Below are 16,328 nucleotides of genomic sequence, written 5' to 3' on the forward strand. Positions count from 1 at the left end.
AGCCACGGCGACCTGGTCCGCAACAACCCCGACCAGACCATGACCATCGACCCCTGCAACCTGCAATTCCTCTACCAGGGCAAGGACCCCAATGCGGGCGGCGACTACAACAACCTGCCCTGGCGGCCGGGCGTCCTCACCCTCCAGCACTGACCTGTCCGGCGCTCACCGGCTCGAGGAGCTCCAGCCGTGCACCGGCTGGGGCTCCTCCCCTGGCGAACTTCCTCGTGGGTGCCGACCGACCGTTCACCGGAACGTCCGCATCGGAGCGTAACGGGTCAGGTGGGGGTGCTGCTGCTGCGGACTATCAGCCGCGGCTCGATCACCACGCGCTCGTCGTCCGGAAATACGCTGCCGGACTCGATCCTGCTGACCAGCAAGCGGATGCTGGCCTGGCCGACCGCCGCGAAGTCCTGCCGCACGGTGGTCAGCGGCGGCGCGAAGAACTCCGCCTCCGGGATGTCGTCGAAGCCCGCGATGGCCACCTGCCCCGGCACCGCCAGGCCCGCCTCCCGGAACGCCCGCAGCACGCCGAGCGCCATCGGGTCGTTGGCCACGAAGACGGCGGTCACGTCGGGAGAGCGGCGCCGTGCCCCGCGCGCGGCCACCCGCCCGGCCAGCTCCTGGCCGGCCCGGTAGCCCGACAGGGGCGTCCAGTCCCCCACCAGCGACGGCGGCACCTCGGCGCCCGCCTCCTCCAGCGTCTCGCGCCAGCCCCGCACCCGGGCCTCGGCCTCCAGCCAGTCCGACGGGCCCGCCACATGCCACACCGTACGGTGACCCGCGCCCAGCAGATGGCCGGTCGCCAGGCGGGCTCCCAGGTCCTGGTCCACGGACACGCCCGGTATCGGCAGCGAATGGCCGCCCTCCACGGTCACGACCGGGACGGGCAGCCGCAGCTCGGCGAGCGCCGCGACCGCGGCGCGGTGCGGAACGATCACCACGATGCCCTCCACCCCCCAGTCGCTGAGATGGTCGATCGCATCGGACAGCGCCTTGGCCGTGTAGTGCCGCAGCGTGACCGAAGAGACCATGTACCCCTCGTCGCGCGCGGCCTCCTCCAGCCCGAACAGCATGCTCGCCGGCCCGAACAGGGTCGGATTGCACGCCACGACGCCAAGGGTCAGGGTCCGCCGAGTCACCAGAGCCCGCGCCGAGGAGTTCCGGCGGTAGCCGAGTTCCTCGATCGCCTGCAACACGTCCGCCCGCGTCGTGTCGCGTACGTTGGGATGGTTGCTGAGCACCCGCGACACGGTCTGGTGTGACACACCGGCGCGCCGGGCGACATCCGTCATCGTGGGGGCCCGGTGGGCTCCAGCCCTCTGCGACATACGACTCCGATCAGTGTCAGCAGCATTGTTAGCGCTCACACACCTCGAAGTCAAAGCCCCCCACGCGAACGGGCGGCGCCTTTCGGCCCAGCTCCGTCCTTGCCGGCGCATGCGGTCGCCACGTTCCCGCATCCTGCCCCGGGCGGCAGACCGGCCGGGGCAGGGCGACGGCAGCCGAGACCCTGCCCCGCCGGGGGGAGGTCACACGCCGCTGACGGTCCACTCGTTGTTGGTGCTGGAGTTCGGCGACCACATCACCGCGGTGGCGCCGGACGTGGTGCTGCCGGCGCCGTCGAGGGCGGTGCCGGTGCCGCGGTTGACGATCTGGTAGCGGTTGTTGCCGACGCTGGTGAGGGACCACTGCTGGTTGTTGCCGCCGTTCCACGCCGACTGCCGGGCCGGGGCGCCGTTGCTGGAGTCGCCCCAGCTGTCGGCCACCATGCCGTTGGTGCGGTTGACGATGCGGTAGTACCCGTTGCCGAGGTCCACCAGCTGCCACTGGAGGTTGCCGCTCCCGTCGTAGCTCCACTGCTTGAGGTTGGAGCCGGAGGCGACGTCGCCGCCGCTGTCCAGCGCCAGCCCGCTGGTCACGTTGGCGATCTTCACCCATGCGGTGGAGCCGCCCGGGCTGCCCAGTGCGGGGATCTGGCCGGAGAAGGTGAGCTTGACCGTGTAGGCCAGGGCGCTGAACGGCGCGTTGGAGGAGGGCATGGTCAGGTGCAGGCCGGAGCCGTCCTGGGTGGGCGCCGGCAGGTCGATGTAGCTGCCTGCGGTGTTGTCCAGCAGCTGTGCGCTCGTCAGGCTGCTGATGCTGAACCGGTTCGAGTTCAGCGTCGTGATGGTCATGGTGGCGCCCTGCCAGCCCAGTGCGGTGGCGTAGAGCACCTTGTCGTCCTGGGTGCGGGTGAACCGCACGTCCCGTGCGACGCCGGCCACCGGGCCGCTGAACGAGCCGCCGCCCATCGCGGTCGGGCCCTCCCCGTAGCTGGTCCAGCTGCGGGTCCCGTAGACGGCCTCTCCGAACCGGCCGAGCCAGTCACCCATCCCGCGCAGGATCGTCTGCTGCCCGGAGGGAATGGTCCCGTCGGCCATGGGGGCGATGTTCAGCAGCATGGTGCCGCCCTTGCTGGTCCGGTCGATCAGCGAGTGCAGCAGGGCCTGCGTCGTGTAGTAGCCGATGCCCGCGGTGTAGCACCAGCTGGACGAGGAGATGCTGTCGTCCGTCAGCCAGTACGGGGTGAGCAGGTCGGACGGGCCGCCGCGCTCGAAGTCGAACACTTCGCCCTTGTTGTCGAAGCCGTCCTTGTAGGTGGCCACCACGTCCTTGTTCCAGGCGACGGCCTTGTTGTAGTAGTACGCCAGGAACGCCAGCCGGTCGGACTCCTGGACCTGCCCCAGGTTGAAGTCCTGCCAGATCAGGTCGGGCTGGTAACCGTCCACGACCTCGATCAGCTTGTCGTACCACAGCTGGTTCTCCGCCGCCGTGCCCTGCTGTCCGAACAGGACGCGCAGGGTCGGGTCCGACTGGTACGGCACATGGTCGTAGTAGCCGGTGAAGTGGTAGGCGTGGTGCAGCGAGGCCATGAACTTCAGACCCGCGCCGCGGATGGCCTGGGCGTGCTGGGCCACCAGGTCGAGCTTGGGGCCGTGCCGTACCGAGTTCCACGGGTTCGAAGCGCTGTTCCACATGGAGAAGCCGTCGTGGTGCTCGGCCACCGGGCCGGCGAACCTGGCTCCCGCCGCCTTGAACAACTGCGCCCAGGCATCGGGGTCCCAGTTGCCGCCCTGCGAGGCCAGCTTGGGCGCGAACTGCACGAAGTTGCCGGCCTTGTCGCGGGCGCCGTCGATGAAGTTGTTGTACGGCCACGACGACGGGTCACCGTAGGTGGCGATGTGGTGCTGGTTCTCGGCCGAGCCGCCGATGTACATGTTGCGCGGGTACCACTCGTTGCCGAACGCGGGAACGCTGAAGACGCCCCAGTGGTAGTAGATGCCGAACTTGGCGTCCTGGAACCACGCCGGGGCCGGGGGGTGCTGGTCGACGGAGGACCAGCTGGCGGTGTAGCTGCCGGGGCCCGCGGTCGCGGCGGCCTCGGGGGCGAATCTCATCAGGCCGAAGGCGGTGGCCGCACCGGCCCCGGCCAGCAGTCTGCGTCGGCTGATCGGATGGGAGGAGGACATGCGCGGGTGCTCCAAGCGGGTAGACGGGAGTGGTCGGCTTCGGGCGCACCGCCCGGTCGAGGTCGGGATCAGTAGTGCGTCCACTGCTGGTTGCTGCCGCCGGTGCAGTTCCACAGCTCCAGGAGGGTGCCGTTGGCCGTTCCGTTGCCCGTGGCGTCCAGGCACAGGCCGGACTGCTTGCCGGTGATCGTGCCGTCGGCGTTGAGGCTCCACTGCTGGTTGCTGCCGCCGTTGCAGGTGTAGATGTCGACCTTGGTACCGGGGCTGGTGCCCTGCCCCGCCGCGTCCAGGCAGACGCCGCCGTAGACCCGCAGCTCACCGGCTTCGGTGCTGGTCCACTGCTGGTTGCTGCCGCCGTTGCAGTCCCACAGGTCCACCTGGGTTCCGTTGGTCTGGCTCTCGTTGGGCACGTCCACGCAGCGGCCGGAGCCGGTCCCGGTGATCGGGCCGCTCGTACCGCCGCCGCCCTGTCCTGGGGTGATGGACAGATTGTCGAACTGCGCCGTCTCGCCCTGGCTGGTCGCGTAGCCGACCTGTCCGCCGGCGAAGCCGTAGTCGCTGGCCGAACCGACCGTGGAGCCGTCGATCGAGGCGGTGATGGTGCTGCCGGAGAAGGCGAGCGACAGGCTGTGCCACTTGCCGGTGCCCAGCGCCGTGGTCGTGCCGTGGGCCAGCGTGGCGACGTTGCCGTTGGTGTGCGAGCTCAGGATCGACCAGTTCCCGTTGTCGCTGACCCGCAGGTGGTAGGCGTTCAGCTGTCCGGTGCTGGTGTAGTCCTGTGCGCCGGCACGGCCGATCAGCTCGGCGTATCCCGACTGTTCGAGCAGCACGTCCGAGGTGATGGTGTAGTTGCTCCAGCTCACGTCACCGAGCAGGGCATGCGGATCGGACAGCGCGTCCCAGGTGATGGGTTTCTGCGGGCTCATCTGCCGCACGCACGTGCCGCTGCGGCCGCCGCCGCAGGAGGCGATCTCGAAGGCGCCCTGCCAGTCCATGAGGTACTTCGCCTCGGCACCGGCGGTGTAGCCGTCGAAGTCGTCGCTGTAGGGCAGGCTCATGCTTTTCTGGGCGGGGCCGGCGGCGGTGCCCTTGCCCTGACCGGTGGTGGTGGTGACGGTGTAGACGCGGTGCGGCTGCACGGTCAGGCTGAAGCTGCCGCCGGACGGGGTGATGTCGTCGGAGTGCACGAAGTAGTCGTCCTGGTTGCCGGAGTTGACGTCGGTCGACCAGACGTGCACGGCGCCGGTGGACAGTCCGCCGGTGACGTTGAAGGTCAGCGTCTGGGCGCTGCCGGCGTCCATGGTCTCGATGACCGTGGAGTAGTCGGACCCGTTCGTGGACTTCAGCGAGACGTAGCTGCCGTTGTTGCGGTTGCCGCCGATGTAGCCGCTGGACGAGTCGAGGTACTTCCAGCCCGGAGCGGTGAACTGGCTGGTCTGGGCCATCACCCAGGCGTTCTTGCCGATCGCGTACGAGCCGGACCACGGCTGCGAGGCCAGGGCGAGCCCCATGGTGGGGTACGGCAGGTTCGGCGTGATCGCGGCGACCACGGGCCAGTTGAGGTACGCGGTCATCCGTCCGTCGATGTACCCGCGGTTGATGCCACGGGCCACCGCGGGCGCTCCGCCGTTGTAGTCGTCGGAACCGTTCTCACTGGCCCACAGCTGCTTTCCGGACGACGTCGCGGCCGACGGCACCGTGCAGCTCGTCTGGGCCGACCGGTACCCGCAGGGGTAGTGGGTGCCGATGATGTCCACCGAGGCGGCGAACGCCGGGTTGGAGTTGATGTCGTTGGCCACGGCCCAGTCGGAGTCCGCGCCGACGATCTTGATGCTGCCATAGCCGTTGGAGTCGAGTGTGCTGCGCAGTTGCTCGTACCAGGAGATGTTGTAGTTGCGCTCGTTCCATCCGCCCAGGTAGTCGATGGTCAGCCCGTGCTGCTTGGCGCAGCCCAGCCAGGAGACCAGGTAGCCGATCATGTCGCTGGACCAGAAGTTGCCGTTGCCTATCCAGCCCGGCGCGCCCCATGCGAGGCCGTACAGCTTGATGTTCGGGTTGCGCGCCTTGGCCTGCTCCATCAGCCACCACTCGTAACCCCGGTTGCAGTTCAGGTCCGTCCGGGTGTGCGCGTGGCTCGGCTCGGCCCCCGAGGTGGAGTTCGTGTCACCGCCGATCTCGGCCTTGAGGATCTGCAAGGAGGCGCCGTAGCCGGGCTTGAAGAGGTAGTCCAGGACCTGGCCGCGCTCGGGCTCGGGATAGTCGACCAGGAGCCTGCTGTTGCCACCGCCGCCGCTGATCGCGCCCACACCGTCGAACGTGCGGCCGCCGGAGGAGCCGTTGATGGTGATCGAGGTGGCGGCGTGGGCCGGCTCGGCGGCCAGGGTCACGAGGCCACCCGCGGCCATGGCGAGGGTGGCAAGCAGGGCCGTCGAAGTTCGCAGACGCCGGAGCAACCGGCTGATGATGGGCACGGGAGTCCTTTCGCGAGGTGGGAGACGCAGCGTGGCGCCGGATTTCATGAGGTGGAGCCGGCGCAGGGGCCGGCTCGGCCGCCGGGACGGCAGAAGTGCCGCCCCGGCGCCAGGAGTTCACGGATCCTCAGGGGGTCATCCGAGGGTCCACTTCTGGTTGGATCCGCCGTTGCAGGTGCCCAGTTCGGCCAGGGCGCCGTTGGACGTCGAGGCCCCGGTCACCTCCAGGCACAGACCCGACTGCACCCCCGTGATCGTCCCGTTGGAGTTCAGCTGCCACTGCTGGTTCGCCCCGCCGTTGCACGACCACGTCTCGACCTTGGTCCCTGCCGTGGTCTGGTTGTTGTAGGCGTCCAGGCACATCTGACTGCCGCCGGTGACCACCGTCAGCTGGTTCGACGAGGTGCTGGTCCAGGTCTGGTTCGCCTGCCCGTTGCAGTCCCAGATCTGCACCTGCGTACCGGCCGTGGCGGAGGAGTTCGGCACGTCCAGGCACTTGCCCGCACCCACCGCGTGCAACGGACCCGATGTCCCGCCACCACCGGAGGACGAGCCGCCCAGCGCGGTGACCGCGGCGTTGTAGGCGGGCTTCGGCTGGTAGTTGCTGTCGTACATGGTGGCCGCGCCATAGCCGGGGAAGGTGCCGGGGATCCAGGAGTGGCCGTCGTCCACGCCCCACTGGCTCACGCCCACGCAACGGGACACCGCCAGGCAGTCGTTGACCACGGTGGTGTAGTCGGCCGCCTGCTGCTGGAGGCTCGCGCTGGAGGCCGGGAGCTGGATGCGGTCGTCCAGTTCGGTGATCGCGACGTCCAGGCCGAGGTCGGCGAAGCGCTGCATGTTCGCCAGCATCGACGAGGGGAGCTGGCCGGCGATGAAGTGGGCCTCCAGGCCGATGCCTCCCAGGGGCACACCCTGGGCGAGCATCGACTGGGCCAGGCTGTAGAGGGCGTTGCTCTTGGCGTTCTCGCCCTCGATGTTGTAGTCGTTGATGTACAGCTTGGCGTTCGGGTCCGCGTTGTGCGCGGTGCGGATCGCGTCGGCCAGGTAGCCGGTGCCCATCGCCTTGTAGAACGCGTCCTGGCGCAGGCTGCCGTCCTCGTTGAAGGGCTCGTTGATCACGTCCCAGGCGTAGATCTTGCCCTTGTAGTGGTTGACCTCCGTGGTGATGTGGGACTCCATCGCGCCCTGGACCTGGCTCTGCGGCAGGCTGCTGACCCAGCCGGGCAGCTGGGCGTGCCAGACCAGGTTGTGCCCGCGTACCCGGGCGCTGTGCGACTGGGCCCAGTTGACGATCTGGTCGCCCGGGCCGAAGTTGTAGGACCCGTTGGACGGCTCGGTGGTGTCCCACTTCATCTCGTTGCCGGGAGTCACCATGTCGAACTGGGTCCCGGCGATGGCCATCTCTCCGCTGATGTTCAGGTCACCGTCCGTCAGCGCGGTGCCGAAGTACTTGCCCTTGGCCTCAGCCAGGGACCGGAGCGACGTGGCCGCTTGCGCGGGGGTGGCCGAGAACACGGCCAGCACCGTCGCGGTGGTCGCGGCCACCGTGACGGTCAGCGCACCCAGGCGGCGGCGTGGTGATCGGAAAATGCGCATGCCCGAAGGCATCGGGTACCTCCCAAGTCATGATGTCGGTGTCGTCTGCGGTGGCGCCGGCGAGCGCGGTCGCGGTGCGCCGGCGCCACCGCCGGGGCGCCCCGCGGCAGCGGGCACGCCCCAGGGCGGCGCTCCGGGCTTGCCGGAGGCCGCCACTCCCCCACCCGGAGGCGGTTCGCAGTCAGCGGTAGCCGGCGGCGACGATGTCGGCCTGCACCGCGTTGTCGGTGGTGTCGGACGGGTAGCCGGCCACAATGGCCCCTTCGTAGAAGGTGCCCGCGCTCAGGTTGGCTCCCCCGTCCGGCTTGCAGCAGTCGCCGCCGCTGCCGAGGACGATGGCGCCCTGCTTCTTCATGGGGCTGTATCCGCTGGGCAGGCTGCCGTCCCACATGGTCGTCAGGCCGCCGGACTGCGCGTTCGCCCCCTTCAGGGCGAATCGCGACGTCCCGTTGTTCTTCAGCATCGCGGTGACGAACTTGCTGCTGAACGCGCGCTGGCCGGTGTTCCATGACTGGCTGCCGCCGGAGTACAGGCCCCACTCGAGGTCCGCCTGGACCCAGGGCCCGCTTCCCGAGCAGCCGCCGAACCAGCATTCGGTGCCGAAGTTGATGGCGTCCATGGCCCCGGCGGCGTCGGCCTTCCTCGTCGTCTCGCTGTTGCCGTAGTCGAAGCAGCAGCCGGAGTTGACGTGGGTGCCGCTGGTCACCATGTAGGCGCCTTCGGGAGCGCTGCCGGTGGGAACGCCGGTGAGGTGGCCGTCATGCCAGTAGCTGTTGCCCGGGTTGATGTAGAGCGAGTACGCCGAGCCGCCGCCGACCGTCAGCGACTCCGAGGTCGCCTTCGCGGGGCTGCTCTGGCTCGACCCGGGGACCTGGGAGGAGCCCTGGTACCACAGGTCGTTGCCGTGTCCGGACTGGTCGTAGACGGCGGTGATCACGCAGGTGCTGCCCGAGCAGAAGGAGTCCTGGGCCGACGCGTCGGCACGGCCACCGGCGGCCAGCGCGCCGACGTCCCGGGTCGCGTTGTCGGAGGAGCGCCTGACCTGGTACAGCTTGCCGCTGTAGGAACCGTACAGCGCACGGACGGTGCTGTGCGCCGCCACGCACGGGGTGCCGCCGGCCGCGTAGATGTCACACGGCGACCCGGAAGGCGTCGTCGGAGGGTCGCTGCTCCACTTCTGGTTGCTCTGGCCGTTGCAGGTCCACAGGATGACCGCGGTGCCGTTGGCCGTGCCCCCCTCGTCGGCGTCCAGGCACAGGCCGGACTGGATGCCGGTGATCGACCCGTCGGAGTTCTGCCGCCATGTCTGGTTCGGCTGCCCGTTGCAGGTCGAGATGACGACCGGCGTTCCGGGGGTCGCCTGGCTGGCGGAGGCGTCCACGCAGCGGGTGCCGCTCATCGTCCTGAGTTCGGCGGCCGAGGTGAATTCGAAGGCCTGGTTCGCCTGGCCGTTGCAGTCCCACAGCTCCAGGGCGGTGCCCGCCGTGTCGGTGTTTCCCTTGACGTCGAGGCACCGGCCAGAGCCGGAGCCCACCAGCGGCGTGGTCTCCGCGGAGGCGGGCGCCGGCCATGTCAGAGCGGTCGCGAGCAACACCAGCACGGACAGGATCACGGCCCCCAGGAGGCGGGATCTGCCGGCTGCGGGACCGCGGGGTGAAGCGGATGAAGGCTGCATTGTCTGTTCCTCGGGGCTGGGGGGACGAAGGGGGACCGGTTGCGGGGCCCGTCTGGCGCACCGGGTACGGTCAGGGGCTGGTCAGGGGCTGGTCAGGAACTCAGGAGGCCGACGGAGCCGTCCACTGCTGGTTGACCGCACCGCTGCAGTCCCACAGCACCAGCTGCGTGCCGTCGGCGGTCGCGGAGTTGGGGTCGTCCAGGCAGCGGCCGGACGTCGGGTTGCGGTAGCCACCGTTGAGGGGCTGCCACTGCTGGTTGGTCCCGCCGTTGCAGTCCCAGAGCTCGATCTTCGTACCGTTGGCGGTACCGCGGGCGGTGGCGTCCAGGCACTTCCCGAGCGCCCGCAGGGTGCCGTCGGACGGCGCGGACCAGGTCTGCCCGGCCGAGCCGTTGCAGGTCCAGATGTCGACGGGAGTGCCGTTGGCGCTGTTGCCGCCGTTGACGTCCAGGCACTTCCCCGCGATCCCGGAGCGCACCTGGCCGGCCGGCGCGGAGGCCGGCGGCTTGATCCAGCCTGCGGCGTCCGCGGCCTGGACCGCGGAATTGAAGGCGTCCGCCATCTTGCGGTAGCCGTTGTCGTTGGGATGCAGGGAGTCCGCCAGGTCCGCGGTGGTCAGCGCGCTCATGTCCACCAGGCTCACGTGCTTGCCCGCGGACTGCTCGCTCTGGACGATGCCGGGGAGCCGGGAGTTGAAGGCGGGCCGGCTGGCCTCCTCGGTGCCGCTGGTGGAGACGATCAGGGTGCCGACCAGGACGGTCGCGTCCGGGACATCCCTGGTGACCTGGTCGATGAGCGACTTGAGCCGGTCGGCTGCGGTGTCGACCTGGTAGTTCCCGTTCAGGTCGTTGGTGCCGATCTCCAGCGTGACCACGTTGGGCTGGTACGCGGCCAGGGCGGAGTCGGCGATGCCGGCGATCTGGTCGATGCGCCAGCCGGAATGGCCCTCGTTGTCCGGGTCGGACATGGTGCCGCCGCGGAGCGAGCCGACGAAGTCCGGAGCGTGTCCCTCCGCCGCCAGATCGTCCCACAGGTAGCCGCGGTAGCCGTTGCCGGACGGACTGGCGTAACCCCAGGTGATCGAGTCGCCCAGGGGCATCAGCCGTAAGGCGGTGGGCGCGGCCGCGGCCCGGGTGGCGACGGCCGGCCCGCTGCCGTTCGCGGGAGCGGCGGTCGCCGTCGCAGGCAGGAGCGCGCACACGCCGAGTGCGGCCGACAGCGCGGCGCCGAGCGGCGCCAGGTACTTCTTCATCAACGTTCCTCACGGGTGGGGGGACGGTGCGGTCGGGTGTACGGGCCTACGGCCGCACCACGGTCGGGAACCGGCGGCCCGGCACTGGGTGGCCGGGCGCCGCGTGACCGTGGGCCCTCAGGGGGTCATGGTCATCCGAGGGTCCACTGCTGGTTGGATCCGCCGTTGCAGGTCCACAGTTCGGCCAGTGCGCCGTTGGCCGTCGAGGCCCCGGTCACGTCCAGGCACAGTCCCGACTGCATCCCGGTGATCGTCCCGTTGGAGTTCAGCTGCCACTGCTGGTTCGCCCCGCCGTTGCACGGCCACGTCTCGACCTTGGTCCCTGCCGTGGTCTGGTTGTCGTCGGCGTCCAGGCACATCTGACTGCCGCCGGTGACCACCGTCAGCTCGTTCGACGAGGTGCTGGTCCAGGTCTGGTTCGCCTGCCCGTTGCAGTCCCAGATCTGCACCTGCGTGCCCGCCGTGGCGGAGGAGTTCGGCACGTCCAGGCACTTGCCCGCACCCATCGCGTGCAACGGACCCGACGTCCCCCCACCACCGGAGGAGTTGCTGTAGCCGACGGAGGTGATGTTGGCCTGGACGGCGTTCTCCGTGGCGTCCGACGGGTAGCCGGAGGTCATGACGCCTTCGTAGAAGGTGCCCTGCGCTCCCTTGCTGTTGTCGCCGCCGGTACCGAGGATGATCGCGCCCTGCTTGCGCATCGGGTTGTAGCCCGAGACGTTGGGGCGGACGCCGTCGTAGAACGTGGACAGGCCGCCGGACTGGGCGTTGCCGCCACGGATGGCCCAGTGGTTCGGGCCGCCTTTGATGATGGCGGTGGTGTAGCGGTAGTTGATGGTCGGGTCGCCGGCGTTGTAGTGCTGGTTGACGCCGGAGAACAGGCCGTTCTCCAGGTCGGCCATGATCCACGGGCCGTTGCCCGCACCGTAGCCCCAGACCTTGATGTTGCCGAAGTAGATGGCCTCCATCGTGCCGTTGCCATCGTCGTTGCTGTCGGTCTCGGCGTTGCCGTAGTCGAAGCAGCAGCCGCCGTTGTAGTGCGTGCCATCGAAGATCGCGTACATACCCTCCGGGTTGTCGCCGGTCGCGATCCCGTTGGTGTGGTTGTTCCGGTATCCCGTGCCCGGCGGGATGTACACCCCGTACGCCTTGTGGCCGTCGACCACCGTGGGTGCGGCCGTGGCCACCGCCAGGTTGTCCGGACCGCCTGCCGCACCACCGGCAGGTGCCTGCGTCAGGTTGTTGTTACGGCCTGACTGGTCGTAGATCACCGTGATCAGGCACGTGGTCCCCGCGCAGAACGAGTCCTGTGCGGAGGCGTCGGCGTACCCACCGGTGCTCAACAGGCCGATGTCCTTGGTCGCGTTGTCCGACGAACGCCGCACCTGGTACAGCGGGCCGTCGTACGACGCGTAGAGCGCGCGCGTCGTACTGTGCGCCGCCACACACGCCGTCCCGCCCGCCGCGTAGATGTCGCAGGGCGCGGACGTGGCCGCCCCCGCCGTACCCGCCGTGACGGTCGCGCCGATGAGCGCACCGGCCACGAGCGTGACCGCCGCGCCCACCCGGGCCAGCACCTGCACCGCAGGGCGGCGACCCGCAAGCGGACGCTTCACCGCAGTGAGCAGCCATGGGACGCCGCGGCCTCGGGCCAGCGGGCGGCGTCCCGTACGTCTGGATCTCAATCTCATCTCCCATACCTGTCGGCGCGACCCGCCGGGGCCGCACTGTTAGCGTTCACACTCGAACGCACCGGAGATTGCCGTGGAGCAATGGGATTACTGAGAGGGTTTCGAGGGGAGACGGTGCTCTCCGCTCCGCAGTTCTGTCAAGAGTGCGGAGCCGACTCGCACCAGGAGTCGCCGACGATCGGCGGGTTCCGACACGCCGCCGACGGGGTGCCGTCCCACGTTACTCCGGGACGGGTTGACGGACCCGAGCTCGGCAGGGCGCGCGGGGAACCCACCGCCCGCGCACGCATCCGGATGGTGCGCACCCGAACGGCATCCGTTCGTCGTCCCTCAAGCGACCGTGCGTCAGTTTCCGCAGCTTGCAGCGGTGCTGACGGTCTCATGGGCTGGTCTCCCCGGTCGCTCCTCCGCCAGCCCCCGCCCTCGTGCCGACCCGGCACGGCGCGATCGGCGGCACCCTCGTCCGGAAGCCGCCGAACCAGCGGGACGCCGGCCCCGGGGACCCGGAAACCCCCTCCGGGTGGCATCGGATCCGGACCCTCGGAGCGGAAGTGGCCGGATGCCGGCGAGGCGAACGCCAGTGGTTGACAGGGCGTACGGCACGATGCACGCTGCGGCCATCACTCACGAGACATCCCATCTCTTCCTTCTGGGCTAAGATATGGCATGTCCATGAGTGTTAGCGCTCATGTATGACCGCAGCGCCCTCGGCTGTCGCCCCGCGCCGGTGGACCGTCAGTCGCTCCCCCCGATCCACGGTAGGGAAGGGCGTTGCCGCGCCATTGGCCGGGGCGCACCTCGCCGGTGATACCCCGGATCTCCCGAAGCATCTCGCTTCGCTCAGGCCGCCGGGCCGATCGACCACGTCCGCGGCCTCCTGCACCCCCACACAGGAAGAGAAGCCTATGAGAAACAGATCCCCGCTGATATCGGTCCTCGCCGCGATGGCGGTCGTCCTGACGGCCCTCGGTGTCTCGCTGAGCGGTTTCACCACCCCGGCCTGGTCCGCTCCCGCCGCAGCCACGGAAGGTTGCGGCAAGGCGCCGACCCTGACGAGCGGCACGCACACGATCACGAGCAGCGGCCAGACCCGCAGCTACATCCTGCGGGTACCGGCCAACTACGACCAGAACCACCCCTACCGGCTGGTCTTCGGAATGCACTGGCTCGGGGGCACCGCCAACGACGTCGATTCCGGCGGCACCGACGGCTACAACTGGTCCTACTACGGCCTCAGGCGGCTGGCGGACAGCGCCGGCAACGGGACCATCTTCGTCGCACCGCAGGGCATCAACAACGGCTGGGCCAACACCAACGGGCAGGACGTCACCCTGGTCGACGACATGCTCAAGCAGCTCGAGGGCGGCCTGTGCGTCGACACCGGCCAGGTGTTCTCCGCCGGCTTCAGCTACGGCGCCGCGATGTCCTACGCGCTGGCCTGCGCCCGGCCGACGGTCTTCCGCGCGGTCGCGGTCTACTCCGGCGCGAACCTGAGCGGCTGCAACGGCGGCACTCAGCCCGTCGCGTACATGGGGCTGCACGGCGTCAACGACAACGTCCTGCCCATCTCCTCGGGACGGGCGCTGCGCGACCAGTTCGTACGGAACAACGGCTGCACCCCGCAGAACCCGCCCGAGCCGGCGTCCGGCAGCCATACGCACATCATCACCGCCTACTCGGGGTGCACGGCCGGGCATCCGGTCGTCTGGGCCGCGTTCGACGGGGGCCACGACCCCGGTCCCATCGACAGCGGCGGTAGCGGCTGGCAGACCTGGACATCGGGCGTGGTGTGGAACTTCATCACCCAGTTCAACTCGTCCACCACGGCTGCGTCCACGGACCGCTAGATCGTCGGACAGCCCCGATCGCGGGGCCGGGCCGGAATGCCGGCCCGGCCCCGCGACATCCGTTTCGGCCCCGAGTTCGGGCACCTGACCCGGTACCGAGACGAGCGCGATCGGACGATGAGCCTCTGGCACCCCGTCACGTCACTGAACAACGCGCGCTCGAAACTTTCGACAACGTTGGCAAACGCGCTTCCTCGATCGATGCAGCAACACGGATCGCCCCCACGTGCGAGCAGCCACAATGAGGCCGTGAACAGGGATCATGTGATCCTGAAGGCAGACAAGAGCAGTCCGCGATCTTTCGATATTTTGTCGAAACCGTTGACAGGTCAGATGCGGTCGGCCCAATCTTTCGGCGTCGACGGACCTCGTTGCCCGTCGACCCGGACAAGCAAGGCGCGAAGTGGCGTGGTCGTCGGCCGCACGGCGAACCAATCCCCGCCTTCGCGTCGCGCAGTACCGCATACGGGTCGGCGCCATCCTGGCCACGGACAGGCCTTCCGGGCGGCGTCACGGCGCCCGACCCTGTCAGCCTTCACGAGAGGAAGCGCACATGAACGAAAACCCCAGGCCCATCAACGGTGCCCTCGCTCGCCCGGTCGGTCGCCGAGGCTTCCTCGGCGGCGCCGGCGCCCTGGCGCTGGGCGCCGCAGGCGGACTGCTGATGCCCGGTACCGCCCACGCATCGGCCGACGGCACCATCAACAACAGCCAGACCGGCTACGACGGCATGTACTACTCCTTCTGGACGGATGGCGGCGGCTCCGTCTCCATGAACCTGAACGGCGGCGGCAGCTACAGCACCAACTGGAGCAACTGCGGCAACTTCGTCGCCGGCAAGGGATGGAGCAACGGCGGGCGTAGAACGGTCCGTTACAACGGTTACTTCAACCCGTCGGGCAACGGATACGGATCCCTCTACGGCTGGACCTCCAACCCGCTGGTGGAGTACTACATCGTCGACAACTGGGGCAGCTACCGACCCACGGGCACCTACAAGGGCACCGTCTCCAGCGACGGCGGCACGTACGACATCTACGAGACCACCCGCTACAACGCCCCGTCCGTCGAAGGCACCAAGACCTTCAACCAGTACTGGAGCGTCCGGCAGCAGAAGCAGCTGAACAGCTCCGGCACCATCACCACCGGCAACCACTTCGACGCCTGGGCCAGCCACGGCATGCCCATGGGCAGCTTCGCCTATTACATGATCATGGCCACCGAGGGCTACCAGAGCAGCGGCAGCTCGAGCATCACCGTGAGCGGATAACTCTCGCCCCAGCGGAAGAGCACCCCAACCTGGATCGGCGATCCCACCGCTCCAGACGGCTTGGTAACCGCCGCGCCCACGGTCACGACCGGGGCGCGGCACTCCAGGTCAACGGCGACTTGACCGGGTGCGTTCCACCTGCACGGCAACGAGGGTCGAAGGGCTGCCACGCCACCGGCGCGCCGGCACCTGGTCAAAGGGGCGACCACCACCGAGTGCCGCCCCGAGCGCCAACCCATCGATGGAAATTCGAACAACGTTCGATATTTCAGACACGAGCCAACGGCACCCTCGATGCCCCGGGCCGTTGCGAACCACACCCCTATGGCAGTCCGGTGGGCCTCCGACGGGGCCCACCGGAATCGCTTACGTCCAGAATCAAGAGGTCCCCATGCACAGAGCACGTTTCAACCGAAGACGTTTGTCTGCGGTGCTCACTTCCGCGGTTGCGGTCCTGGTCGCGCTGGCGGCGATGCTCGTCGCCAATCCGGCTCAGGCAGCCAGCACCGGCACCCTGACCGGTGCCGGTTCCGGCCGGTGCCTCGACGTGTCGGACGCCAGCCAGGAGGACGGCGCGGCCCTGCAAATCTGGGACTGCTCGGGCGGGAGCAACCAGCAGTGGACGTTGACGGACAGCAACCAACTGACCGTGTACGGAAACAAGTGCCTTGATGTTCCGGACCACGCCACCACGGCCGGTACCACGTTGCAGATCTGGGCCTGTTCCGGCGGTGCGAACCAGCAGTGGCGGGTGAACTCCGACGGCACGATCGTCGGCGTGGAGTCCGGGCTGTGCCTGGACGTGACGGGCGCCGCCACGGCCAACGGCACGGCGGTGGAGCTCTGGACGTGCAACGGCGGCAGCAACCAGAAGTGGACCGGCCTGTCCGGCTCGGGCGACCCGGGCGACCCGGGCGGCACATGCTCTCTTCCGTCGACGTACCGGTGGTCGTCGACCGGTGCGTTGGCGCAGCCCGCGAACGGGTGGGTCTCGCTGAAGGACTTCACCAA

10 protein-coding genes and 1 pseudogene are annotated in these 16,328 nt (G+C 69.0%); 4 read left to right on the forward strand and 7 right to left on the reverse strand.

The window, feature by feature from the left end; translation table 11 throughout:
* Positions 1-153: non-reducing end alpha-L-arabinofuranosidase family hydrolase (locus tag NQO67_RS42930; protein WP_255956092.1), on the forward strand; the 153-nt coding region annotated here is incomplete at its 5' end.
* 125 nt (positions 154-278) lie between these two features.
* Here NQO67_RS42930 and NQO67_RS42935 read toward each other — a convergent pair.
* The 7 genes from NQO67_RS42935 to NQO67_RS42965 all read right to left on the reverse strand — a co-directional run bounded on the left by NQO67_RS42935 (position 279) and on the right by NQO67_RS42965 (position 12,200).
* Complete coding sequence (locus NQO67_RS42935) at positions 279-1,331, reverse strand: LacI family DNA-binding transcriptional regulator (protein WP_255956084.1); 1,053 nt, start codon at positions 1,329-1,331, stop codon at positions 279-281.
* Between the two features lie 201 nt (positions 1,332-1,532).
* Entirely contained in the window at positions 1,533-3,512 is a 1,980-nt protein-coding gene (locus NQO67_RS42940; protein WP_255956086.1) for an alpha-L-fucosidase, read from the reverse strand.
* Between the two features lie 68 nt (positions 3,513-3,580).
* On the reverse strand, positions 3,581-5,917 hold the full coding sequence (locus tag NQO67_RS42945; RefSeq protein ID WP_305126976.1) for a ricin-type beta-trefoil lectin domain protein: 2,337 nt from the start codon (positions 5,915-5,917) through the stop codon (positions 3,581-3,583).
* A 201-nt stretch (positions 5,918-6,118) separates the two neighbouring features.
* Positions 6,119-7,582, reverse strand: coding sequence for an endo-1,4-beta-xylanase (locus NQO67_RS42950; protein WP_255956088.1), 1,464 nt, complete (start codon positions 7,580-7,582; stop codon positions 6,119-6,121).
* A gap of 181 nt (positions 7,583-7,763) precedes the next feature.
* Positions 7,764-9,257: an arabinofuranosidase catalytic domain-containing protein gene (locus NQO67_RS42955; RefSeq protein ID WP_374119307.1), complete on the reverse strand. Its 1,494-nt coding sequence runs from the start codon at positions 9,255-9,257 to the stop codon at positions 7,764-7,766.
* Between the two features lie 100 nt (positions 9,258-9,357).
* The gene (locus tag NQO67_RS42960; RefSeq protein ID WP_255956089.1) at positions 9,358-10,509 is read right to left on the reverse strand and encodes a ricin-type beta-trefoil lectin domain protein; all 1,152 of its coding nucleotides are present in this window, start codon (positions 10,507-10,509) and stop codon (positions 9,358-9,360) included.
* A 131-nt stretch (positions 10,510-10,640) separates the two neighbouring features.
* Positions 10,641-12,200, reverse strand: coding sequence for an arabinofuranosidase catalytic domain-containing protein (locus NQO67_RS42965; RefSeq protein ID WP_374119308.1), 1,560 nt, complete (start codon positions 12,198-12,200; stop codon positions 10,641-10,643).
* A 905-nt stretch (positions 12,201-13,105) separates the two neighbouring features.
* Between NQO67_RS42965 and NQO67_RS42970 the strand changes: the two are divergent.
* The 3 genes and pseudogenes from NQO67_RS42970 to NQO67_RS42980 all read left to right on the forward strand — a co-directional run.
* A pseudogene (locus tag NQO67_RS42970) lies at positions 13,106-14,023 on the forward strand (CE1 family esterase); the annotation flags it as partial.
* A 577-nt stretch (positions 14,024-14,600) separates the two neighbouring features.
* Positions 14,601-15,317 carry a glycoside hydrolase family 11 protein gene (locus NQO67_RS42975; protein ID WP_255956090.1) on the forward strand — a complete coding sequence of 239 codons (717 nt, stop codon included), beginning with the start codon at positions 14,601-14,603 and terminating at the stop codon, positions 15,315-15,317.
* A 391-nt stretch (positions 15,318-15,708) separates the two neighbouring features.
* Positions 15,709-16,328, forward strand: a 620-nt coding sequence (locus tag NQO67_RS42980) for an RICIN domain-containing protein (protein ID WP_255956091.1), incomplete at its 3' end; no start/stop codon positions are given.

The organism is Streptomyces odontomachi (assembly GCF_024435355.1).
Taxonomy (GTDB): domain Bacteria; phylum Actinomycetota; class Actinomycetes; order Streptomycetales; family Streptomycetaceae; genus Streptomyces; species Streptomyces odontomachi.

Bases quoted from the DNA above. Each gene is read 5' to 3' on its own strand.
- NQO67_RS42945 (WP_305126976.1), bottom strand. From the start codon at position 5,917: ATGGCCGCGGGTGGCCTCGTGACCCTGGCCGCCGAGCCGGCCCACGCC.
- NQO67_RS42950 (WP_255956088.1), bottom strand. From the start codon at position 7,582: ATGCGCATTTTCCGATCACCACGCCGCCGCCTGGGTGCGCTGACCGTC.
- NQO67_RS42975 (WP_255956090.1), top strand. From the start codon at position 14,601: ATGAACGAAAACCCCAGGCCCATCAACGGTGCCCTCGCTCGCCCGGTC.
- NQO67_RS42960 (WP_255956089.1), bottom strand. From the start codon at position 10,509: ATGAAGAAGTACCTGGCGCCGCTCGGCGCCGCGCTGTCGGCCGCACTC.
- NQO67_RS42955 (WP_374119307.1), bottom strand. From the start codon at position 9,257: ATGCAGCCTTCATCCGCTTCACCCCGCGGTCCCGCAGCCGGCAGATCC.
- NQO67_RS42940 (WP_255956086.1), bottom strand. From the start codon at position 3,512: ATGTCCTCCTCCCATCCGATCAGCCGACGCAGACTGCTGGCCGGGGCC.
- NQO67_RS42965 (WP_374119308.1), bottom strand. From the start codon at position 12,200: ATGAGATTGAGATCCAGACGTACGGGACGCCGCCCGCTGGCCCGAGGC.
- NQO67_RS42935 (WP_255956084.1), bottom strand. From the start codon at position 1,331: ATGTCGCAGAGGGCTGGAGCCCACCGGGCCCCCACGATGACGGATGTC.